20 protein-coding genes are annotated in these 21,226 nt (G+C 56.9%); 14 read left to right on the top strand and 6 right to left on the bottom strand.

Annotated features, from left to right (window positions below; all coding sequences use genetic code 11):
* Positions 1 to 46 precede the first annotated feature (46 nt).
* The 3 genes from JXR15_RS13000 to JXR15_RS12990 form a co-directional block, all read right to left on the bottom strand.
* A complete protein-coding gene (locus JXR15_RS13000) occupies positions 47 to 427 on the bottom strand; it encodes a DUF1294 domain-containing protein (RefSeq protein WP_422053626.1) in 381 nt (126 codons plus the stop codon).
* Between the two features lie 138 nt (positions 428 to 565).
* Positions 566 to 4,441: an efflux RND transporter permease subunit gene (locus JXR15_RS12995; RefSeq protein WP_422053625.1), complete on the bottom strand. Its 3,876-nt coding sequence runs from the start codon at positions 4,439 to 4,441 to the stop codon at positions 566 to 568.
* Positions 4,438 to 5,682, bottom strand: a complete 1,245-nt coding sequence (locus JXR15_RS12990) for an efflux RND transporter periplasmic adaptor subunit (RefSeq protein ID WP_422053624.1) — start codon at positions 5,680 to 5,682, stop codon at positions 4,438 to 4,440. The genes JXR15_RS12995 and JXR15_RS12990 overlap by 4 nt, the downstream gene beginning before the upstream one ends.
* A 227-nt stretch (positions 5,683 to 5,909) precedes the next feature.
* Between JXR15_RS12990 and JXR15_RS12985 the strand changes: the two genes are divergently transcribed.
* The 4 genes from JXR15_RS12985 to JXR15_RS12970 all read left to right on the top strand — a co-directional run bounded on the left by JXR15_RS12985 (position 5,910) and on the right by JXR15_RS12970 (position 10,647).
* Positions 5,910 to 6,590: a tetratricopeptide repeat protein gene (locus JXR15_RS12985; protein WP_422053623.1), complete on the top strand. Its 681-nt coding sequence runs from the start codon at positions 5,910 to 5,912 to the stop codon at positions 6,588 to 6,590.
* Positions 6,591 to 6,615: 25 nt separating this feature from the next.
* Positions 6,616 to 7,920, top strand: coding sequence for a PQQ-binding-like beta-propeller repeat protein (locus JXR15_RS12980; protein WP_422053622.1), 1,305 nt, complete (start codon positions 6,616 to 6,618; stop codon positions 7,918 to 7,920).
* Positions 7,921 to 7,968: 48 nt separating this feature from the next.
* Entirely contained in the window at positions 7,969 to 9,462 is a 1,494-nt protein-coding gene (der, locus tag JXR15_RS12975; RefSeq protein WP_422053621.1) for a ribosome biogenesis GTPase Der, read from the top strand.
* A 204-nt stretch (positions 9,463 to 9,666) separates the two neighbouring features.
* Positions 9,667 to 10,647, top strand: a complete 981-nt coding sequence (locus tag JXR15_RS12970; RefSeq protein WP_422053620.1) for a fatty acid desaturase — start codon at positions 9,667 to 9,669, stop codon at positions 10,645 to 10,647.
* Between the two features lie 98 nt (positions 10,648 to 10,745).
* Here the strand turns inward: JXR15_RS12970 and serS are convergent, their stop codons facing one another.
* On the bottom strand, positions 10,746 to 12,038 hold the full coding sequence (serS, locus tag JXR15_RS12965) for a serine--tRNA ligase (RefSeq protein WP_422053619.1): 1,293 nt from the start codon (positions 12,036 to 12,038) through the stop codon (positions 10,746 to 10,748).
* A gap of 222 nt (positions 12,039 to 12,260) precedes the next feature.
* Between serS and yajC the strand changes: the two genes are divergently transcribed.
* The 9 genes from yajC (at position 12,261) to JXR15_RS12920 (ending at position 18,647) form a co-directional block, all read left to right on the top strand.
* Positions 12,261 to 12,545, top strand: coding sequence for a preprotein translocase subunit YajC (gene yajC / locus JXR15_RS12960; protein ID WP_422053618.1), 285 nt, complete (start codon positions 12,261 to 12,263; stop codon positions 12,543 to 12,545).
* Between the two features lie 31 nt (positions 12,546 to 12,576).
* Positions 12,577 to 14,238, top strand: a complete 1,662-nt coding sequence (gene secD, locus JXR15_RS12955; protein ID WP_422053617.1) for a protein translocase subunit SecD — start codon at positions 12,577 to 12,579, stop codon at positions 14,236 to 14,238.
* A 3-nt stretch (positions 14,239 to 14,241) separates the two neighbouring features.
* Entirely contained in the window at positions 14,242 to 15,210 is a 969-nt protein-coding gene (secF, locus tag JXR15_RS12950) for a protein translocase subunit SecF (RefSeq protein ID WP_422053616.1), read from the top strand.
* 87 nt (positions 15,211 to 15,297) lie between these two features.
* Complete coding sequence (locus JXR15_RS12945; protein ID WP_422053615.1) at positions 15,298 to 15,663, top strand: Mth938-like domain-containing protein; 366 nt, start codon at positions 15,298 to 15,300, stop codon at positions 15,661 to 15,663.
* A 173-nt stretch (positions 15,664 to 15,836) separates the two neighbouring features.
* Entirely contained in the window at positions 15,837 to 16,457 is a 621-nt protein-coding gene (gene ccmA, locus JXR15_RS12940) for a heme ABC exporter ATP-binding protein CcmA (RefSeq protein ID WP_422053614.1), read from the top strand.
* Positions 16,454 to 17,110, top strand: a complete 657-nt coding sequence (gene ccmB / locus JXR15_RS12935) for a heme exporter protein CcmB (protein WP_422053613.1) — start codon at positions 16,454 to 16,456, stop codon at positions 17,108 to 17,110. The genes ccmA and ccmB overlap by 4 nt, the downstream gene beginning before the upstream one ends.
* A 90-nt stretch (positions 17,111 to 17,200) precedes the next feature.
* Positions 17,201 to 17,953 (top strand): heme ABC transporter permease, encoded by a 753-nt coding sequence (locus tag JXR15_RS12930; protein WP_422053612.1) that lies wholly within the window; start codon positions 17,201 to 17,203, stop codon positions 17,951 to 17,953.
* Positions 17,950 to 18,099, top strand: a complete 150-nt coding sequence (ccmD, locus tag JXR15_RS12925; RefSeq protein ID WP_164646516.1) for a heme exporter protein CcmD — start codon at positions 17,950 to 17,952, stop codon at positions 18,097 to 18,099. Before JXR15_RS12930 ends, ccmD begins: the two co-directional genes overlap by 4 nt.
* Positions 18,100 to 18,134: 35 nt before the next feature.
* Positions 18,135 to 18,647, top strand: a complete 513-nt coding sequence (locus JXR15_RS12920; protein ID WP_422053723.1) for a DsbE family thiol:disulfide interchange protein — start codon at positions 18,135 to 18,137, stop codon at positions 18,645 to 18,647.
* Between the two features lie 78 nt (positions 18,648 to 18,725).
* On the opposite strand, the gene rpiB is transcribed toward JXR15_RS12920, so the two are convergent.
* The gene (rpiB, locus tag JXR15_RS12915; RefSeq protein WP_422053611.1) at positions 18,726 to 19,166 is read right to left on the bottom strand and encodes a ribose 5-phosphate isomerase B; all 441 of its coding nucleotides are present in this window, start codon (positions 19,164 to 19,166) and stop codon (positions 18,726 to 18,728) included.
* Between the two features lie 191 nt (positions 19,167 to 19,357).
* Here rpiB and JXR15_RS12910 point away from each other — a divergent pair, with 191 nt between their 5' ends.
* Positions 19,358 to 20,068 (top strand): DUF1223 domain-containing protein, encoded by a 711-nt coding sequence (locus JXR15_RS12910; protein ID WP_422053610.1) that lies wholly within the window; start codon positions 19,358 to 19,360, stop codon positions 20,066 to 20,068.
* A gap of 13 nt (positions 20,069 to 20,081) precedes the next feature.
* Here the strand turns inward: JXR15_RS12910 and JXR15_RS12905 are convergent, their stop codons facing one another.
* Positions 20,082 to 21,161, bottom strand: a complete 1,080-nt coding sequence (locus tag JXR15_RS12905; protein WP_422053609.1) for a flagellar motor switch protein FliG — start codon at positions 21,159 to 21,161, stop codon at positions 20,082 to 20,084.
* Positions 21,162 to 21,226 lie beyond the last annotated feature (65 nt).

The raw sequence follows: 21,226 nt of genomic DNA, 5'->3' as shown, positions 1-21,226 counted from the left end.
TAGCGCGACGCATCACACCCGCTCTTTCAGCGGTGCGGGTGACTGGTCAACTGGGTAGGGCTGCCATGTAGCTCCCGGTCATCCAAATCCCCGATGGCCCCAAAAGCGCCAAATAGGCACCCAAGGAAATCAAACCAAGATGCAGAACAACAATGGCGTTTAGGCGTCGCCCAAAGGGTTGTTTTTGTGTCTTATGGTAGAAACGCTTTTGGGCAAACTTGGCACCAACCGAGCCGCCTGCCAACGCCAGGAACAAAAGGGTGCGCTCAGAAATGCGGGGTTCTCCGTGAATGGCGCGTTCTTTGTCAGCATGAAAATAGGTGTAGGTGACCATGTTAAGGGCCAACCAACACACCAGCACCAACCCGGTCAAAATAAGCGCCGGGAGGGCAGGGGACAAAGAAGTGCCAACTGCGATATTGAACATGAAGTTGCCTGTATGCGGTCGCTCAAAAGAATTGATGAAACACGTATAAGGCGAAATGCGTTGCGAAAAAAGAACATTCTGGATGAATGAAAAACGCGCCCCAAAAGGAGCGCGTTTTTTGTGCGTGTTGCTGAGGGTTTATTCAGCCGCTTGAATGCCACCTGGATCAGGATCGTTGGCCGCTTTTCCGCTACGTGGTGCCTCAACCTCCGGCGCCAGATCATTTGGGTCCACCTTGGCGGAGCGGGTGGTAGGCACGGACGACCGATTGGATGGCTTGGAGCTTTCCATCACCACCTCTGTGGTGTCATCCCACATCAGCACCGGATGTTTCACCTTGCGGGCTGCTCGGCGCAGTGCCCAGTCCTGACCGGCGCGCGACGTGCGGCCAAAGGACATACGCGCCAGAAGCCGCATCATCCAGTTGAAGTAGGTGCTGGCCCAAACCCGCGCGGCCAACATCGACGGCGTGAACACAAGCGTCAGCACTGTCGCGATACCAAGACCAAACACCACGGCGGTCGCCAGCTGTTTCCACCACAGCGAGGTGGGACTGTCGATGGAATAGCCACCATTGATGAAGTCCAGGCTCAGGCCAAACATCATCGGCGCAAGGCCCGCCATGGTGGTGATAGTGGTCAGCAGCACCGGACGGATACGGCTTTGTGCAGTGCGCACAATCGCATCAATCCGCGGCATGTACTGGCTGTATTCCTGATAGGTGTCGATCAGAACAATGTTGTTGTTCACCACGATCCCTGCCAGCGCCACGATGCCTGTGCCGGTCATGATGATCGAGAAGGTCTGATCCATCACCAACATGCCAACCAGAACACCTGCGGTAGACAGAACCACCGCGAGCAGCACCAGCACCGAGTTATAGAAGCTGTTGAACTGCGCCAACAGGATCACAAACATCAATCCCAAAGCAGCAGAGAACGCGCTCATCAAGAAGGCACCGGACTCGGCCTGCTCTTCCTGATCGCCAGTCCACTCCCAGCTGATTGAGCTGCCAAACGGGTTGGTATTGAGCCATTCAGTCAGAGCTTCGATGCGTTCTGTTGCGGTCACAGGAATGCGGCGTGCACCGTCCTCCAGCGCGGTTTGCAGCTCGTCTGCAGAAGTGGCTTCCTCAAGCGCGAAGACTGTGAATTCGTCGCCGTTTGGCGTGGTGATCAAAGGCTCATTGATTGCGGCGTCGTCCGGTACTGCCTTCAGCAGTGCCAGTACCTTCAGGTCGTCACCTTCGCCAGACACAATCTTCACCAGACCAGGTTCCACGTCCGCTTTCACGTCATAGTACCGTTCCTGATCAACGCGGCTGATAGAGGCGCGTTTCGGCACAGGGAAACGTGTGACAAAGTTGGACAGCGGCACAAGCCCGTCGTTGGTGCGCACTTTCAGCGTGTCGAGCGTGGATAGAACACGGTCCTGATCCGGCAGACGCAAGCGGATTTCGATCTCTTCATCAGAGCTGTCGACCCGCATGGTGTCGAGCAGGATACCCCGTGTCACAAGCTGAACCATTGCCCCAACCGTGGCCACATCTGCGCCGTAGCGGCCAGCCTTGGCCACATCCACGTCGATCTGCCAGTCGATGCCGGGCAGTGGCAGGGTGTCCTCGACCAAGGTCAAGCCTGCGGTCGCTTCAAACGTCTCCCTGGCGTTGATGGCAGCGCTGTTGAGATCGTCCCAAGCGTCGCCCCGAAGGCGCAAGTGGATTGGCTTGCCGGACCCCGGACCCTGTTCAATCGGGCTGGTTTCCACAAAGAATCCTGGCAGTTTTGCCAACTCAGCGTTCAGCTCTTCCAGCACGCGGTTGCCGCCAAACTCCGGAGAGCTCACGTCGCGTTCCAGCAGGCCAAAGAACCATGTTTCACGCGCTGTTGGGCGATCTTCCCACGGGATGATTTCAAACTGGACCTGACCAACAGTGTCTGGCGGTGAGTTCCCACCGCCAGGACCACCAGTGTCCAAGCCACCTTTACCCGCGAAGGAGAAGACATTGATCACCGCAGGGTGCTGCATGATGATGTTTTCCGCCTCACGCACCATGGCGTCTTTCTCAGTCAGCGAGATGTTGCCGCGTGCGCGCACGTAAGCTGTAGCTTGCTCCGGTTCCGTGGCCACAAAGAACTCAACGCCTTTGTTGTTTTCGCCAAAGTAGCCGATGATGGAAACAACAGTAAAAATCACCGCTGCGATTGTCACCAAAGGCATCACTGGGTTGCCTACGATGAACCGCATGAAATAGCCGAAACCGTTGTGGCGGAAACCGGATTTGATCGCCTTGCGTTTGCGGCTGATTTCTGCGGCGCTCATGGTGATGGACGCTGCAAATGCCGAGGCAACAAACAGCACAGCGCCAACCATCACAGCGCCGGTCGAACCGTCGTCACCGGACTGATAGGTCACGGTCAGCATCTGCATCAAACCGACAAACATGCCGTAAAGCGGAATTGGCACCAACAGGGCGCGCACTACCCACGGCAGACGGGATTTCATGCCTTGAGAGATATGGTCAAAGACACGGCTCAAGCGGCCGGAGATACCACCCACAACCGGCAGGTAAATCAGCGCCACCAGTAGAGAGGCCGACAGAACAAAAATCATTGTGACCGGCAACATGCCCATGAACTCACCCGGCACACCCGGCCAGAACAGCATTGGCAAGAAGGCACACAGCGTGGTTGCTGTGGAACTGACAATTGGCCAGAACATCCGCTGCGCCGCTTCAACATAAGCGTGCATCGGGCCCACGCCCTCTTTGATGCGTTTGTCGGCGTATTCCACCACGACGATCGCACCGTCCACCAGCATGCCCACCGCAAGGATCAGACCAAACATCACCATGTTGGAAATGGTCACGCCCATCAACGCAAGGAAGGCAAAACACAGCAGGAAGGACGCCGGAATGGCAAAGCCCACCAGCATCGCAGCACGGCTGCCAAGTGAGGCCAAAACCACAATCATCACCAGCGCAATCGCAGTCAGAACCGAGCCTTCAAGCTGGCGCACCATAGAGCCAACAACGCGGCTCTGGTCATTGGAGGTGCCGACATGCACCGCCGCTTGCAACTCTTCAGGCCATTTTTCCTGAGCGGCGGCCAGCGTGGTTTTAATCTGCTCGACGGTGTCGATGATGTTGTAGCCTTTGCCCTTCACCACTTGAAGCGCCACCGTATTTTCACCATCAAACCGCGCGGTGCCCGCCCGGTCCTCAAAAGTGAAATTGATCTCTGCTAGATCGCCCAGAGTCACAATCCGCTCGCCGTTGGTTTTCACCGGCAGCTCATAGATGTCGCTGACATCGCTAAACGACGAAGGAATTTTGACCGAGAAGGTACCTTGGTTGGTTTCCACCTCACCAGCCGCAATCAGTTGGTTGTTGTTTTGCACAACACTGATCAGTTCCGGCGCTGTGACGTTGTAGGATTCCAACCGCAGCGGGTCGATCACCACTTCCACCATCTCGTCGCGGTTGCCCGCAATAGGCGCTTCCAGCACCGCGTCGATGGCTTCAAAGTCATCCTGCAGATCTTTGGCCAAGCGCGCCATGGTGCGTTCCGGCACGTCGCCAGACAGGTTTACAATCACAATTGGGAACTCGGAGAAGTTGATCTCCGAAATAGTGTATTGATCCGCACCTTCAGGGAAGTTGGCCTGCGCCGTATTCATCGCGTCGCGCACGTCCGCGATGGTTGCACTCTTGTCCCAACCGAAGTCGAACTCAAGAAGCAGGGACGCGTGGTTTTCCGAGGCGATGCCAGTCATCTTGTCGAGACCGTCGAGGTCCACCGACTCGGTTTCCATCGGCTTCACCAGAAGGCTTTCCGCGTCTTCGGCGGAAATCCCTGGATAATTCACCGACACATAGAGGATCGGAATGTCGATGTCCGGCTCACCTTCTTTGGGCAGGCTCGCGTATGAAAAGGCGCCAATCACAAGTGAAATTGCGATGAACGCCAAGATCATTCGGGCCCGTTCAGCGGCCCAGGTGATGGCGCCGGTCATTGGTCAAGCTCCCGATAGGTCGGAGCCACCTGAACGCCTTCGACGACAAATTCTTGTCCCACTACGATCACGTCTGCCTTTTCCGGCAAGCCGCCGACCCAGATGCCGTCGGTGCCGTCGCGCATCAACTCAATTGCCTTGAAGGCGACGATGCCGCCGTCTTCGACAATGCGGACACCCAGCGTGCCCTCGTCGTTGAGTGTTAAAGAAGATTGCGGCAGGAAATGTGCCGCTGCGCCATCTGCGGAGATCATGATTTCTGCGGTTTGACCGTCGCGGATCGCCAGATCTGCGTTAGGCACGGTCACCTCCACGCGGAACGTGCGGGTTTGCGGATCAGCAGAGCGGGACACAAAGGTCACCTGACCGGTGACTTCCTGTCCGGTGGTCAGACGTGCGCCCGCCAGCGAACCTTCGTTCACACGGCTAATGTCGGTTTCAGGGACAAAACCGACAATGCGGATTGGATCTAGGCGCAGAACCGTACCACAGAGGCTGCCAGGCTGCATCAAGCTGCCCAGTTCGGCTGTGCGGCTTTCCAGCAAGCCATCAAATGGCGCAGTCATGGTCAGGCGTTCAACTTCACGTTCAGCGGCGGCCACCAAGGCTTGAGCCGATTCGATGCCGGCTTGTGTGCTTTCCAAACCGGAGGTGGCCGACTGGATTGACGCCTCCGCGGCGCGCACGCTGGCGGCGGTGCTGGCGACGCGAGTCGAGGAAGCAAAGCCGCCTTCGGACAATTTGCGGGCCGCATTGTCGTTGATCTTGGCCTCTTCGAGCCGCGCTTCGGCCTCGGCCACCGTGGCCTGTGCGCTTGGAATTCGCGCTTGAGCTTCCAGCAACCGGGCCTTGGCTTCCGCCAGAACCGCTGTGCTGGTGCCAACATCCAGACGGCAGAGCTCTTGCCCGGCGGTTACATGAGAGCCGCGCCGCAGTGGCTCTGTGATTACCAGGCCGCTGGTTTCGGCGCGGACTTCAACCTGGCGATCCGCCTCGGTTTGGCCACGTAGCACCACCGCGCTGTCGATTGTGGATGCTGCGCTGCGCATGGCGACAACCCGGATCAGGCCAGCGTCGTCTGACGGGGTTTCCGTCAGCTCAGTGCTTGCCTCGGCGACCTTGTCAGTCGCCTCCTCGGACGCGCCATTGCCAGCAAAAGCCGCCAAGCGATCACGCTCCACCACAACAAAATACAAAATTGCCGTCACAAGAAGTGCGGTCAAGACCGGAATAAGCCGCATAGTATGGCCCCTGTTGCTTTAACGTGCGCCCTCCCGCGCACAAATATTGGTCGACATATTGGCGTTCGCGCGCCGAGAAACAACCTCAGAAGAGAAAATTTGGACTCATCGGTTCAAAATGCGCGTGAATTCAAGAAAAAACCTGTGTCGTCGATGTGCCTTTGCCACAGTACTTGGCACTTTGAAAACAAAACGATAAGACAAGGCAAACCGACAGGAGAGCAGGCGTGAGCAATACCGACAGTTTCATCGAAGAAGTCACCGAAGAAGTGCGCCGCGATCGCCTTTTTGGCCTAATCCGCCGTTATGGCTGGATTGCTGTGGTTGCTGTGATTGCCATCGTGGGCGCAGCCGCTTTTAATGAGTATCAGAAAAGCAAGGCCCGCACAGCGGCAGAAAACACCGGCGACGCTTTGATTGGCGCGGTGTCCGCCAGCGACGCAGAAACCCGTGTGACTGACCTCAGCGCGCTGACAACTGAGTCGCCCGATGCGCAGGTTGTTGCCGATATGCTGCTGGCCACACATCAAATCGAAGTTGGATCCGGTGCTGACGCCGCCCAGACATTAAACGGCATCACCACCAGCGACATCGACACCCCGGAAATCTATCGTCAGATCGCGACATTTAAGGCCATTCTGGCCAATGCCAAAGAAACCCCTGTTGCAGAGCGTCGTCTTGCGCTTGAAACATTGGCCGGTGCCGGCATGCCATTGTCTTTGCCAGCGCAAGAGCAACTGGCGCTGCTGAGCCTGGAAGAAGGCGATGTTGACGGCGCCATTGAACAGCTGCAGGCTCTCATTCAAGACGCGGCAGTTACCTCGGGCTTGCGCAATCGCGCGTCTCAGTTGATTGTGGCTCTGGGTGGAACTCCGGCGAACACTGCGCCAGTTCTGGCCGATCAATAAGACTTGCAGGGTGGGGGACTCAGCAGTGAAACGTACGTCATGGATTTTGGCCGCGGGCGTTGCCTCGGCGGCATTGCTTTCTGCTTGTGCCGAGCCTGAAATCATCCTGGTTGGTGACCGTGAAGATCTCATTCCTTCTGAGGAGGTTGTTGAAAACAAAGATCTTGCCATAAGTCTGCCGGCACAAAGTAAAAACGCGCAATGGACCGGCCGCATTGGCTCGCCAAGCACCCGCACAGCAAATGCGGCGCTGTCGCAGCGCCCGGTTTTGGCGTGGTCGGCGTCCATAGGCGCCGGTGAATCACGCAAGTCTCGTATCACCGCGGATCCCGTTGTTGCCGATGGCCGTATTTTCACGGTTGATGCGGAGGCCACCGTCACCGCCACCACCACAGGCGGTCAGCTTCTTTGGTCCCGCGATCTCACACCGCCTAATGACAAGGCTGGCCAGGCCTCCACCGGTGGCTTGGCCTATGGCAAAGGCAAGCTCTTTGTCACAACTGGTTTTGGCAGCATTCGTGCGCTGGATCCTGCAACCGGCGCCGATCTTTGGGAGCAGAAGTTCCAGGCTGTCGGCAGCGGTACCCCCTCGGTTTATGGTGATCTGGTCTATGTGATCTCCGGGGATGCCACCGCCTGGGCCCTGGAAGTTGAGACCGGAAAGATTGCGTGGCAACTGCTATCGCTGCCCAATGTTCAGAACGTGCAGAGCCCCGCGGCGCCAGCCATCACCGATCGTTTGGCGATCTTCCCTTATGGCTCCGGCGAAATTCAGGCCGCTTTCCGCCGTGGTGGTGTGTCCCGTTGGACGGCAGGGCTGTCTGACACCCGTCCGGGGCGCGCTGTAAACACAGTTGGCGATATTTCTGGCGACCCGGTTGTGGTTGGTGACACGATCTACGTGGCCAACCATTCCGGCCGAATGGCAGCCATTGACGCCGAGACCGGGGTGCGCAAATGGACCGCCGATCACGGCGCGTTGAGCCCGGTCTTCCCGGCAGGAGGCTCCCTGTTCCTGGTGTCAGAAACCAATGAATTGCTGCGCCTGGATGCCCGCGACGGCACCCGTGTCTGGGGCCAGACCTTGCCACAGTTTATCAAAGACAAGCCTCGGCAGCAGTCGGCTGTGCACGCGCATTACGGGCCAATTCTGGCCGGCGGGCAACTGGTTGTGCCGTCCTCAGACGATGTTGTGCGCTTCTACAATCCGCGCAACGGCTTGCTGACCCACACGGTGGAATTGCCGCATGGCGCGGCCACCAACCCGGTTGTGGCGGGCGGGGTTCTGTATGTCGTAAACCGCAAAGGCGAATTGTACGCTTTCCGTTGACGCATTTATGATGTATCGGAGCGACTTCAGACGTTCCGGAGATCTGTCATGAGTTTTACGCTCGCCATCGTGGGCCGCCCAAACGTGGGCAAATCCACACTGTTCAATCGCCTTGTGGGCAAAAAACTGGCGTTGGTTGACGACCAGCCTGGTGTCACGCGCGACCTGCGCGAAGGCGAAGGGAAGCTTGCCGATTTGCGGTTTACCGTGGTTGACACTGCCGGTTTGGAAGATGCCACTGATGACAGCTTGGAAGGCCGGATGCGCCGCCTGACCGAGCGCGCGGTGGATATGGCAGACATCTGTCTCTTTATGATCGACGCGCGCGCAGGGGTCACACCTACTGATATGGTCTTTGCCGAAATTCTGCGGAAGAAATCCGCCCACGTGCTTTTGGCCGCCAACAAAGGCGAAGGGCGTGCAGCAGATTCAGGCGTCATTGAAGCCTACTCGTTGGGCTTGGGTGAGCCGATCCGTCTCTCCGCCGAACATGGCGAAGGCTTAAACGATCTTTACGCGCAACTCATGCCCATTGCCGACGAATTCTCCAAACGGCAGGAGGCGTTGGAGGATGAAGTTGAAGTTGACGTTGAGCTTGAGGAAGACGGTGATTGGGACGACGAGTTTGAGGAAGGCGGTCTGCGCCCCAGTCAGAACATCACCGAAAAAAAGCCCTTGCAGATTGCCGTTGTTGGCCGACCAAATGCGGGTAAGTCCACGCTGATCAATCAGATCATTGGTGAAGACCGGCTTTTGACGGGCCCGGAAGCGGGTATCACGCGAGACGCTATTTCGCTTCGTACCGAATGGAGCGGCACCCATATGCGGATCTTTGACACCGCCGGGATGCGCAAGAAAGCCAAGGTGCAGGACAAGCTTGAAAAACTGTCCGTTGGCGATGGTTTGCGTGCGGTGAAATTTGCCGAGGTGGTTGTTGTGCTTCTGGACGCAGCCATTCCCTTTGAGCAGCAAGACCTGCGCATTGCCGATTTGGCGGAGCGCGAAGGCCGAGCTGTGGTTGTGGCTGTGAACAAATGGGATATCGAGGAGCACAAGCAGGACAAACTGCGCGAACTCAAAGAAGCCTTCAACCGTCTATTGCCGCAGTTGCGTGGCGCACCTTTGATCACTGTTTCGGCCAAAACCGGCCGCGGGTTGGAGCGGTTAAACGATGCCATCCTGAGTGCCTATGACACCTGGAACCGACGCATTCCAACCGCCACCCTGAACCGCTGGCTGGTGGAAATGCTGCAACAACACCCGCCCCCCGCGCCACAAGGCAAACGGATTAAGCTGCGGTATATGACCCAAGCCAAGACGCGACCGCCTGGTTTTGTGGTGATGTGTTCCCACCCAGACAAATTGCCGGCGAGCTATTCGCGCTATTTGGTCAACGGGTTGCGCGACACGTTTGATATGCCGGGCACACCCATTCGCCTGACAATGCGCGGACAGGGGGATAAAAACCCCTATAAGGGTAAGAAAAAGTCGACGCCCTCGCGTTTGCGCAAGCACATCAAAGGCCGTGACGCCGGCTTCTGATCTGCCAATCATGTCTGATTTGGAACTCTTCATGTCGCCGCGCAGCCCCTGTGCGGCGACAGGTGCATTGTGGCGTCATAAATTCGCGTTATAGTCTTGCTAAGTGGTCCAAAATTTAACGGCTCACGTAGGCATTCATACCTAGGCACAGTGTCCCCAGGCACGGCTCAGGTGGAAATATTGATTTAAAAAGAGAGGTTTGCGATGGAGATTCGCGAGCGCTTGAAAGAGTTTACTGTGCAAGACGACCGGCTAGGCGCGGTCAGCTTATTTGGCACCTTTGCGGCCTATTTTGCCACGCTTTATCTGGCGATTGCCAATCAGGGCACCTGGTACGTGCTGATCCCAATGATGGTGCTGAACGGGCTGTCCGCGGTGCGGCTCTATGTGTTGCAGCATGACACCGGTCATGCCTCCCTGTTCAAAAGCCGCAAGCACAACGACTGGGCCGGCGAGGCGCTGTCGGTGGTGACCTTTGCGCCTTACGCAGCCATGCGCCACAATCACAACATGCACCACAGCCACTTGGGCAATTTGGAGCATCGTGACACCGGTGAAATCCACACCATGACGTTGCGGGAATGGAACGAGGCCGGTTTTGGGCAACGTCTGCAATACCGGCTCTACCGCAATCCTTTTGTGCTGATCCCCTTGGGCAGTCTGTTCACCTATTTCATCCGCTATCGCTGGCCCAAAAACGCCCACACCATGTGGAAATCGGTGCTGCTGCACAATCTGGCAATCCTTGCCTATATGGGCGTGCTCTATGCGCTGGCTGGTTGGAACGGCGTGCTGATCTGGTTCTTGGCGTCTTTGTTTGGCGGCATGGTTGGGGTCTTTATGGTCTATCTGCAGCACAATTTTGAAGACACCTATTGGGACCGCCGCCCCGATCTGGACCCGCGTTTGGCAGCGTTGCAAGGCTCTTCAGCCTTGGACCTTGGTTGGTGGATGGATTTGGCATCGGCCAACATCGCCTACCACGATATCCATCACTTCAATGCGCGCATTCCGCATTACAATCTGCGCAAATGCCACCAAATGATCCGCGCCGAATACGATCTGCCCACAATAGAGTGGCCAGAGGCGATCCGCTCGTTTTCGCTTAAGCTGTGGGATGAGGAGCAGGAGCGGTTGGTGCCCTTTCCCAAGAACCAGCCGCAAGGCGCCGTGCCTGCGGAGTAGGCCGGGGGCCAGTCCCCGGACCCCCGGGATATTTATGGACAAATGAAAAAGCGCGGCTCCTTCAGGCCGCGCTTTGACTTTTTGGTGTTGGCCCTGACTTAGGCCAGTTTGCCGTCTGCGGTCAGCGTGGATTTGCCGCCAAGATACGGCACCAGCGCCTCTGGCAATACAACCGAGCCATCCGCCTGCTGGCCGTTTTCCAGAACCGCAATCAGACAGCGGCCGACGGCAAGGCCGGAGCCGTTCAGCGTGTGCACATACTCTGGCTTACCGCCATCTGCTGGACGGAAGCGCGCGTTCATGCGACGCGCCTGGAAATCGCCGGTCGTGGAGACAGAGCTGATCTCACGGTAAGTGTCCTGGCCTGGGATCCACGCCTCGATGTCATAGGTGCGGCGCGCGCCAAAGCCCATGTCACCTGTACACAGCACCACGGTGCGGTACGGAATGCCCAGCTTTTCCAGAATGCCCTCGGCGCAGCCCAGCATGCGCTTCTGCTCATTGTCAGACTCGTCCGGATGGGTGATGGAGACCATTTCCACCTTTTCAAACTGGTGCTGACGCAACATGCCGGAGGTGTCTTTGCCGGCGCTGCCCGCCTCGCTGCGGAAACACAGCGAATGCGCGGTCATGCGGATCGGCAGGGCGCTTTCGTCCAGAATGTCGGTGGCCACGGAATAGGTGAGCGGGATTTCAGAGGTCGAAATCAACCACCAGCCATTGGTGGTCTGATAGCTGTCTTCAGCAAATTTTGGCAACTTATCGGTGCCATACATCGCCTCATCGCGTACCAGAACCGGTGTGTTGACCTCGGTCAGCCCATTTTCGTCGACATGCACATCGATCATGAACTGCGCCAAGGCACGGTGAATACGGGCCACAGCGCCTTTGAGCATCACAAACCGTGCACCGGAGATTTTGGCCGCGGTTTCAAAGTCCATGCTCGCGGCCACACCACCAATCTCGAAGTGCTCAACCGGTTTGAAATCAAAGGTTTTGGGCGTGCCCCACTGTTTGATCTCGACGTTGTCGTCCTCATCTGCACCGTTTGGCACATCTTCAGCCGGTAGGTTGGCAATCCGCGCCAGCGCATCCGTCAGCTTGGCGTCAATCTCTTTGGCCTCGTTCTGCATCGCGGCCACTTCGGATTTTTTCTCGCCGACCAATGCGCGCAGCCGTTCAAACTCAGCGTCGTCACCTTTGGCTTTGGCGGCGCCAACCTCTTTGGCCGCCGCTTTTTGGGCTGCCTGCGCAGCTTCAGCTGCGCCAATTTTTGCACGGCGCTCCTCATCCAAAGCCAACAGGGAGGATGACATGGCCTCATCCCCACGGCGGGTCAGGGCGGCGTCAAAAGCGGCCGGGTTTTCGCGGATCGCTTTAATGTCATGCATCTCTCTTATCCTTCATGCTTAAGATGAGTCGTTTCACGTCTCTGCTTATGCCGGAAATCTTGGTTAATCGTAACCACCCGACAAGAACTGCGCGTCTTACAGGCTCTTAAGGGAACTAGGCGCTCCGTCAAGGCCTTTGACACCTTGCAAGTGCCGCCCAAGCCCCATAGGTTCCCTGCGACTTTTACGGGGCAATCCCGCACTTACAGAGGACCTGACACCATGGACCAAATCGGCCAGTTTCTGCCGCTCATTCTGATCTTTGCGATCATGTATTTCCTGCTGATCCGTCCGCAGCAGAAAAAAGTAAAAGAACACCAAGCCATGGTGGCGGCTGTGCGTCGCGGTGACCAGGTTGTGACCCAGGGTGGTCTGATTGGTAAGGTGAGCAAGGTCAAAGACGACAATGAAGTTGAAGTTGAATTGGCCGAAGGCGTGAAAGTGCGCGTGGTGAAATCCACCATCGCCAACGTGACGTCCAAGACCGAACCGGCCAAAGCCGAGTAAACCCAACAACAAGACCAACAGGGCATCTAACATGCTGCAAATTGACCTTTGGAAACGGGTCCTGATCTGGCTCACCTGCGTGGTGGGCCTGCTTCTGGCCATGCCAAACGCGTTTTATCCGAGGGTTGAGGCCCATAATGATGCTGTTGCTGACCAAGCGGTTGGCATTGTGAATGAAAACACTGAGGCGCTGATTGCCGGATGGCCATCCTTCCTGCCGTCACGCCTGGTGAACCTTGGTCTTGACCTGCGCGGTGGTGCGCATCTTCTGGCCGAAGTGAAGGTCGAAGATGTTTATGCCGCGCGCATGACATCGATGTGGCCGGAGGTGCGTGATCTGCTACGCGGCGAACGGGCCACAGTTGGTACCATCCGCCAGCAGCCGGGTCCAGACACCGAGCTGCGCTTCAAAATCTCCAAGCCCGAAGCCATTCAGGAGGCCGCGAGCCTTGTGCGTGGTTTGTCACGTCCAGTGACCTCGATCACTGGGGCGGGGGCCAGCGACATTGTGGTGCGCACTGATGGCGACACCATCATTGTTGAACTGTCAGATGCAGAGAAACTCGCCTCCGATCAACGCACTGTACAGCAGGCGCTGGAAATCATCCGTCGCCGGATTGACGAAGTGGGCACCCGCGAGCCGACCATTCAGCGCCAAGGGGCAGATCGCATTCTCATTCAGGTGCCGGGTATTGGCTCTGCCTCTGAGCTGAAAGAGATCATCGGCACCACCGCCCAGCTGACCTTTAATCCGGTTGTTGGCCGCGCCTCTGATCCTGATGCCTCCGCAGGCGTTGGCAACAAAGTGCTGCCGTCGCTTGATGAGGAAGGTGTCTATTACATCGTTGAAGCGGCCCCTGTCGTAACCGGCGAAGAGCTGGTCGACGCGCAGCCAAGTTTTGACCAAAACAACCGTCCAGCGGTGTCTTTCCGGTTCAACCCAACCGGCGCGCGCAAGTTTGGCGACTACACTGCGGAAAACATCGGCAGCCCGTTTGCCATTGTGCTGGATGATGAAGTGATTTCCGCTCCTGTGATCCAAAGCCACATCCCTGGGGGATCCGGCATCATCACCGGGCGTTTCTCTGTGGAGGAAAGCACCAACCTGGCCGTGCTTCTGCGGGCAGGGGCTCTGCCTGCGGAGCTGACCTTCCTTGAGGAACGCACCATTGGTCCGGAATTGGGCCAAGACAGCATCGAAGCGGGCCGCATTGCCTGTATCGTGGCCTTTGTCGGCGTGCTGATCTTCATGTTCCTGAGCTACGGCACGTTTGGTGTCTTTGCTAATATCGCCTTGATCATCAACGTAGGTCTGATCTTTGGTTTGCTCTCACTCATTGGTGCGACGCTGACCCTGCCAGGCATTGCCGGGATCGTTCTGACCATCGGTATGGCGGTGGATGCCAACGTGCTGGTGTTTGAGCGTATTCGTGAAGAACTCAAATCCGCCAAAGGGCCTGCCCGTGCCATTGAGCTTGGCTACGAGAAAGCACTCTCTGCGATCCTTGATGCCAACATCACCACCTTCATCACCGCTGTGATCCTCTTTGCCGTGGGCTCCGGCCCGGTGCGCGGCTTTGCCATCACTCTCGGCCTCGGCATCATCACCTCGGTCTTCACCGCGATCTTTGTGACGCGTGTGCTGATCGTGATGTGGTTTGAACGCCGCCGTCCCAAGACAATCGAGGTATAAGCCATGCGTTTGAGACTTGTTCCACAAGAGACCAAATGGGATTTCTTCTCCCGCCCAACGCTGTGGCTCGGCATCTCCGGCGCGCTGATGGTGGCGGCTTTGGTGAGCTTCTTCATTCAGGGCCTGAACTTCGGCATCGACTTCCGGGGTGGCACAACCATTCGTACCGAAAGTGCGCAGGAGGTGGTGATCGCAGATTACCGCCAAGCCATTGAACCGTTGGAGCTGGGGGACATCTCCATCACCGAGGTGTTTGATGTGACTTTTGAGGAAGATCAGCACGTCACCATGATCCGCATCCAAGCCCAAGAGGGTGAAGAAGCGGTGACCGCAGACATGATCAAGAAAGTGGAGGTACAGCTGCAGACCGTGGCACCGGATATCACCTTTGTGTCGGTCGAGTCGGTTGGTCCAAAGGTGTCCGGCGAGTTGATCAACACTGCGGTGATTGCGGTTCTGTTGGCGATTGGTGCCGTTCTTGTCTACATTTGGCTGCGCTTTGAATGGCAGTTTGCTGTGGGCGCTGTGATGGCGCTTGTGCACGACGTGGTGCTGACCATTGGTGTCTTCTCGGAATTGCAGATCAAATTTGACCTGGCCATCATCGCGGCGCTGCTGACCATCGTGGGTTACTCGCTCAACGATACCGTGGTTGTGTTTGACCGCGTTCGCGAAAACCTGCGCAAGTATAAAAAGATGGACCTGAAGGAGGTACTGAACCTCTCGATCAACGAAACGCTGAGCCGAACTGTGATGACCTCTGCCACCACTTTGTTGGCACTGATCTCGCTGTTTGTGCTGGGCGGCGACGTGATCCGTGGCTTTGTCTTTGCGATGATCTGGGGCGTGATTGTCGGGACGTACTCCTCGGTCTTTATCGCTTCGGCAGCGCTCTTGAAATTTGGCGTAAAACGCGACTGGTCCAAACAGGCCAACACTGCTGGCAACAAGTTTGCCGACATCGACGCTTAATCCAAATTTTCGGGCGTCCCACAAAAGGGGCGCCCGAAGTCTTTTTAGGGTATCCATTGTGATGCCGTGACAGCCGGAGGACGTGCCATGCAGATGACCGAAGTAACCTATGCCGACGCGATTCCGATCGACAGCTACGGTCCGGGCTTTTTCCGCATTGGCGGAGACGTCATCAAAGGGGCGGCGATCATCCACGCCAAAGGGGCGCGCAGCTGGACCGGATATGAGGATGTGGAGGCTGTGCTGGCCCTCAAGGACGAAATTGACTTCATCCTGATGGGCACCGGTGCACAAATGACGCCGGTGCAATCTGCGTTCCGACAGGAGTTGGAAGCGGCGGGCATAGGTGTCGAACCGATGGCCTCGCCCACGGCGTGCCGCACCTACAACGTGTTGGTGAGCGAAGGTCGCCGGGTGGCTGCAGTGATGTTGCCGGTGCCGGAAGAAAGCTAACGTAAAAGTGTTGCTCAACGCGCGGTGCCTTCATCTTGTTTGATTTAGGTTAAGGTGCACATCCCCACCTCCGCGATACAGCCACATTACAGACGTGATACCGACGTCGAAATTTAGCGGGTTCAAAAGGTTAATCCTTTTGCCAGCCAAGGGGATGGGGTAAGCCTCACAACATGATTTTACGTGTCAAAGATGTCAGCGTGGCCCGCGGCGGTGTGGCAGTTTTGGAAGGGCTTAACTTTGAGATCATCCCTGGACAGGCGTTGATCGTAAAAGGCCCAAATGGCGTTGGCAAAACTACGCTGTTGCGCACAGTTGCTGGCCTGCAACCGCCGTTCAAAGGGCAGGTTGAGGCGCCGGAGGAAGCGGTGGCTTACGCCGCGCACAGCGATGGCCTAAAAACCATGCTTAGCGTCGAAGAGAACCTGCGGTTTTGGGCGGATGTCTTTGGTCAGTCAGATATCGAAAAAGCCATTCAAGCCTTTGATCTTGTTGAGTTACGAAGCCGCTTGGCGGGCAGCTTATCGGCTGGTCAAAAGCGCCGTCTTGGCCTTGCGCGCTTGCTGGTGACCGGTCGACCGATTTGGGTTCTGGATGAGCCAACAGTCTCGCTGGACACCGCGTCTGTGCAGCTTTTTGCTGATGCCGTGCGCGCCCACCTGGCAGAGGGTGGCAGCGCCTTGCTTGCGACCCACATTGATCTTGGTTTGGACGTGACCGTGCTGGACGTGGGTCCGTATCGCGCCAAACAGGGCGACGCGCCGGTCAGCGGCTACGATGAGGCGTTCCTATGAAGGCACTGCTTTTTCGCGACTTAAAACTGGCCTTCCGGGCTGGCGGCGGCTTTGGCCTCGGCATCGCATTTTTCCTGATTGTTGTGATACTTGTGCCGTTTTCAGTAGGCCCGGAAAGCGGTCTTCTGACCAAGATTGCGCCCGGTGTTCTGTGGCTTGGCGCGCTGTTGGCTTGCCTGCTATCGCTGGACCGTATTCTGGCGCTGGACTGGGAAGACGGCACGCTTGATCTGGTCGCCACATCGCCGCTGCCCCTGGAAGGAGTGGTCTCTGTCAAAGCACTGGCCCATTGGCTCACAACAGGGGTGCCGCTTGTGGTCGCAGCCCCAGTCTTTGGCGTGCTGCTCAACCTGCCGCCACAGGGCTTTGTCTGGTTGGTGACATCGCTGGCGCTTGGTACGCCTGCACTCAGCGTGATTGGCACCTTTGGCGCCGCTTTGACGGTTGGGATCAAGCGCGGTGGGTTGCTGCTTTCTCTTTTGATTTTGCCACTTTACGTCCCGACGCTAATCTTTGGTGCTGAGCTGGCACGGCGCGGTGCGGAAGGTCAGGACATCACCACACCCCTGTTGATGCTGGCGGGGATTACCTTTGGCGTGATCGCGCTTTTGCCTTTTGCAAGTGCCTTGGTGTTGCGAATGAATCTGCGCTAGCGTGCGGCTTACTTAATCCATATCAAGGCACCTGTGCTGCTCTCATGGAAGTGAAGTGCACAACGAACGACGACAAGATAGGACACCCTCATGGGATCGATCTGGGAATATGCCAATCCGGTAAAGTTCAGCCAAACCGTGTCACGGTTTCTGATGCCGGTAGCCGTTTTAGCCGCAATCGCAACGATTGTGGGATTGGTTTGGGGTTTTTTCTTCACGCCGGATGACTATCGCCAAGGTTCCACTGTAAAAATCATCTATCTGCACGTGCCGTCAGCGCTGATGGCGATCAACATCTGGTTCATGATGCTGGTTACCTCGCTGATCTGGCTTGTGCGTCGCCATCATGTGAGCGCGCTTGCAGCTAAAGCCGCGGCACCAGTGGGCGTGGTCATGACCCTGATCGCACTCTGGACCGGTGCGGTCTGGGGCCAGCCAATGTGGGGCACTTGGTGGGCTTGGGATCCGCGTCTGACGTCCTTCCTGATCCTGTTCCTGTTCTACCTCGGCTACATCGCGCTTTGGGAAGCGATTGATAACCCGGACACCGCCGCCGATTTGACGGCCGTGCTCTGTATTGTTGGATCCGTCTTTGCCATGTTAAGCCGCTATGCGGTGAACTTTTGGAACCAGGGGTTGCATCAGGGTGCTTCGATCATGCGGGCAGGGGCCGTGACCGGCTCCGACACTGAGGAGAAAGTCTCTAACGTGTTCTTCTATCCGCTGATGATGTGCATCATTGGCTTTGTTTTGTTTTTTGTCGCGTTGGTGCTGTTGCGCACTCGCACTGAAATTCACAAGCGGCGCACCCGCGCGTTGCTGGCACGGGAGCGTTTGGCATGATGCCTGATCTGGGAAAATACGCCGACACAGTGCTGTCGTCTTACGCGGTGTCTCTGTTGCTGATTGGTGGTTTGATCTGGTGGAGCCTTCGGGCTGCGCGCAAAGCGCGCGCGGACCTGGACGATGTTGAAGGGCGCCGCAAATGAGCGATACACCAGCAAAAAAGAAAATCTCGCCCCTGATGTTTCTGCCGCCGCTGTTGTTTGCAGGATTGGCGGCGATGTTCCTGTTGGGAATGCAGCGCGAAAACCCCAATGAGCTGCCAAGCGCACTTGTGGGCGAACAAGCGCCTGACGTGCAGATCACCATGTTGGGTGACAAAGACATGTGGAATGCGGCGGCCTTGCGTACTGGCAGACCAACGCTGGTGAACTTCTGGGCCAGTTGGTGTGGACCCTGCCGTGTAGAGCATCCCAATCTGATGGGTCTAAAGGCCGAAGGTCTGACCATCCTTGGAGTGAATTACAAAGATTCTCCGGGCAATGCTTTGAGTTTCCTAGAGGAACTGGGTGATCCCTATACTGCCGGCGGGGCCGACACCACGGGCCGTATGGCGCTGAACTGGGGTGTCTATGGCGTGCCGGAAACCTACCTGGTGGATGGCGAAGGCAACATTCTTTTGCGCATTGCGGGGCCGGTGACCGAGCGAGAAGTGGAAGGCCGTATTCGCCCTGCGCTGGAAGCGCTCTACTAACGCGACCAAACCACAGAAACAATAAAGGCCTCGGTTTTGGAATTCACCGAGGCCTTTTTCATTTTATCTGGAAGGGGTTTAACCTTCGATCATGTCCACGCGGGTGCCGTGACGGCCACCTTCGAACTCTGCGTCCAGATAGGCATCCACAATCTCCAGCGCGACACCTTCTCCCACCACGCGGGCGCCAATTGACAGCATGTTGGCGTTGTTGTGGGCGCGGATCATCGCAGCGGAAAACGTGTCGGAACACACGCCACAGCGGATGCCGGGCACTTTGTTGGCCGCCATCATGATGCCCTGGCCGGTGCCGCACAAGATGATGCCTAAATCGCTTTCGCCGGACGCCACACGTTCGGCAGCGGCCTTGCCGTGCAGCGGGTAGTGGGTGCTCTCGGTCGTGGTGGGGCCGATGTCGACCACCTCATAACCTTTGGCAGCCACATGGGTGGCAACCGCTTGGCGCAGGTCGATGGCGGCGTGGTCGCTAGAAAGCACGATGCGTTTGGTGTCAGACATATGTGGCAGACCTTTTTGTGAGTGTTGGTCCGTCCATAGGGGCAATGGGACACAAGTGCAATTGGCCACTTTTGTCCAACCCAGTGATCGCGAAGTGACGCTCACTCTTTCTCGCGAAACCTTGATTGGCATGTCACATCCTATCCGAATACAACGGTCGCGGGAACACACTCAATGGAATGGACCAAAGAATGATCGGACAGATGGGCATCCGTATAACGGGCGCAATTGCTGCGCTGTGGCTTAGCCTGGCATCACCTCTGGCTGCAGACACAGCCCCTGTGGTGGTGGAGCTTTACACGTCTCAAGGCTGTTCCAGCTGTCCGCCTGCAGATGATTACTTTCACAAGGAATTGGCCGGGCGGGACGACGTGATCGCTTTGGCATTCCATGTGGATTATTGGGACTATATTGGCTGGAAGGATATCCATGCCGATCCAGCCTACACGCAGCGACAGCACAGTTATGCCCGTGCCGCCGGGCATCGCTCTGTATACACACCTCAGATGATTGTGAACGGTAGTGATCATGTGGTTGGCGCCCATCCGGGCAAGGTTGAAGGCTTTATCAAAGCTCACAAGAAAACCGCGGGGTCGGTTGAGCTTGCCATCACACGAGACGGCAACCAGCTGCGGATCAACGCGACGACGGCGCAGCCTAAACCTATGCAGGTTCACGTGATCCGTTATAAGCAAGCTGAGAAAGTCTCGATCAAGCGCGGCGAAAATGCTGGCCGTGTGCTCACTTATGCCAACATCGTTTCCGAGTGGGAGACGGTGAAAGATTGGAACGGGCGCGGCGATCTCTCAACCAACGTACGCGTCAAAGGTGATGCGCCTATTGTGGTCTTGATCCAACAAAAGAACGGCGGCCCCATCGAGACCGCCGCGCGTATTAAGTAACTGTAGTCGGGAGCTATTCGTCTTCGTCGTCATCTTCGGAGACAAGCTCGATCTCGCCAAGTTCCACCAGTTCCCGCACCGCTTTGGTAACTTCGGACATGGCGGCTTCCGCTTCTTTGGTCTTTACTTTACCACGGTCGGTCACAGCCTCGCGCAGCTGATCCGCCATACGGCCGGACATGTTGGACAGGATAAACTCGGTCGACATGCCAAAGTCGCCTTCGGTGGCGTAGGCCATAGCGGTGACAAGCGCGCCTTCGTCGATGTCTTTGGTCAGCTTTGGCACATCCAGCGGTTTCACGCGGGTTGCGATATGCGCGTAGGTGAAAATGCGGCGGCGCACAGCATCGGCAAACTCGGCGTCTTTTTCGTCCAAAGAGCCAAGCACTTCGTCTCGGGTTGCGGTGGATGCGCTGTTGAGGATCGCACCCAATCGATCTTCCGGACCGGTCTTGAAGGCTTTTGGTGGACGGTCTTCGATTTGGCAGGCCAGTGTTAGGCCAATACGATCCACCGCCTCAGGTGTGATGCTTTCGGTCATGGACATGGCAAAGGTGATGCGGCGGGCCTTGTCGCCTGGCAGCTTGGCCAAAACCTCGGCGGCTTTGTCCACCGGCAGTTTGGAGATCAGGACGGCGGAGACTTCGATGCTCTCGCCATCAACCATCTCGATCAGCTCTTGTGTCGACAGCTCCTTGATACGGGACCAAGGGTTGCCGATCATGCGCACACCAGCTTCTTTACGCAGACGTGCTTCGGTCATTGGACTGATCTGCCCTTGCAACACGCTAAGCGCGCCGGAAATGCCATTGGGGAAAGAAAGTCCAATCGACTCAAGTTCTTGCGCAAACTCCATGAGCACATCGCCAAGTGTCTCACGGTCGATATACCCCATATCTCCCATCATATAGGTGAGGTCTGCCTGATGGTTATCAGACAGTTCCGCAAGTGCTAGCTCCGCCCCTTCATTGAGCAGAAAGCGTACAATGATAGCCGCTTTCTGCGGGCGGGAGAGATTGGTTTTGCGCATGCCGCTCAATACAGGCATGTCATCTATGCCGCCTAAAGGCGCCAAAGGAATCGCATTGTCCATTAAGGTCTCCATTTGTCTTATGCGCCAATCAATCACTCAAGCCTAAAGAAACCCTGAATAAGATG

The sequence above is a fragment of the Shimia sp. genome (assembly GCF_049116215.1).
Lineage (GTDB): Bacteria > Pseudomonadota > Alphaproteobacteria > Rhodobacterales > Rhodobacteraceae > Shimia.
The sequence above is the reverse complement of the archived record's forward strand: the minus strand, read 5'-3'. Positions and strand labels throughout refer to the sequence as shown.

Bases quoted from the DNA above. Each gene is read 5' to 3' on its own strand.
- ccmB (WP_422053613.1), top strand. From the start codon at position 16,454: ATGAAGGCACTGCTTTTTCGCGACTTAAAACTGGCCTTCCGGGCTGGC.
- JXR15_RS12910 (WP_422053610.1), top strand. From the start codon at position 19,358: ATGATCGGACAGATGGGCATCCGTATAACGGGCGCAATTGCTGCGCTG.
- JXR15_RS12930 (WP_422053612.1), top strand. From the start codon at position 17,201: ATGGGATCGATCTGGGAATATGCCAATCCGGTAAAGTTCAGCCAAACC.
- der (WP_422053621.1), top strand. From the start codon at position 7,969: ATGAGTTTTACGCTCGCCATCGTGGGCCGCCCAAACGTGGGCAAATCC.
- JXR15_RS12970 (WP_422053620.1), top strand. From the start codon at position 9,667: ATGGAGATTCGCGAGCGCTTGAAAGAGTTTACTGTGCAAGACGACCGG.
- yajC (WP_422053618.1), top strand. From the start codon at position 12,261: ATGGACCAAATCGGCCAGTTTCTGCCGCTCATTCTGATCTTTGCGATC.
- secD (WP_422053617.1), top strand. From the start codon at position 12,577: ATGCTGCAAATTGACCTTTGGAAACGGGTCCTGATCTGGCTCACCTGC.
- secF (WP_422053616.1), top strand. From the start codon at position 14,242: ATGCGTTTGAGACTTGTTCCACAAGAGACCAAATGGGATTTCTTCTCC.
- rpiB (WP_422053611.1), bottom strand. From the start codon at position 19,166: ATGTCTGACACCAAACGCATCGTGCTTTCTAGCGACCACGCCGCCATC.
- JXR15_RS13000 (WP_422053626.1), bottom strand. From the start codon at position 427: ATGTTCAATATCGCAGTTGGCACTTCTTTGTCCCCTGCCCTCCCGGCG.
- JXR15_RS12920 (WP_422053723.1), top strand. From the start codon at position 18,135: ATGTTTCTGCCGCCGCTGTTGTTTGCAGGATTGGCGGCGATGTTCCTG.
- ccmA (WP_422053614.1), top strand. From the start codon at position 15,837: ATGATTTTACGTGTCAAAGATGTCAGCGTGGCCCGCGGCGGTGTGGCA.
- JXR15_RS12990 (WP_422053624.1), bottom strand. From the start codon at position 5,682: ATGCGGCTTATTCCGGTCTTGACCGCACTTCTTGTGACGGCAATTTTG.
- serS (WP_422053619.1), bottom strand. From the start codon at position 12,038: ATGCATGACATTAAAGCGATCCGCGAAAACCCGGCCGCTTTTGACGCC.
- JXR15_RS12995 (WP_422053625.1), bottom strand. From the start codon at position 4,441: ATGACCGGCGCCATCACCTGGGCCGCTGAACGGGCCCGAATGATCTTG.
- ccmD (WP_164646516.1), top strand. From the start codon at position 17,950: ATGATGCCTGATCTGGGAAAATACGCCGACACAGTGCTGTCGTCTTAC.
- JXR15_RS12905 (WP_422053609.1), bottom strand. From the start codon at position 21,161: ATGGACAATGCGATTCCTTTGGCGCCTTTAGGCGGCATAGATGACATG.
- JXR15_RS12945 (WP_422053615.1), top strand. From the start codon at position 15,298: ATGCAGATGACCGAAGTAACCTATGCCGACGCGATTCCGATCGACAGC.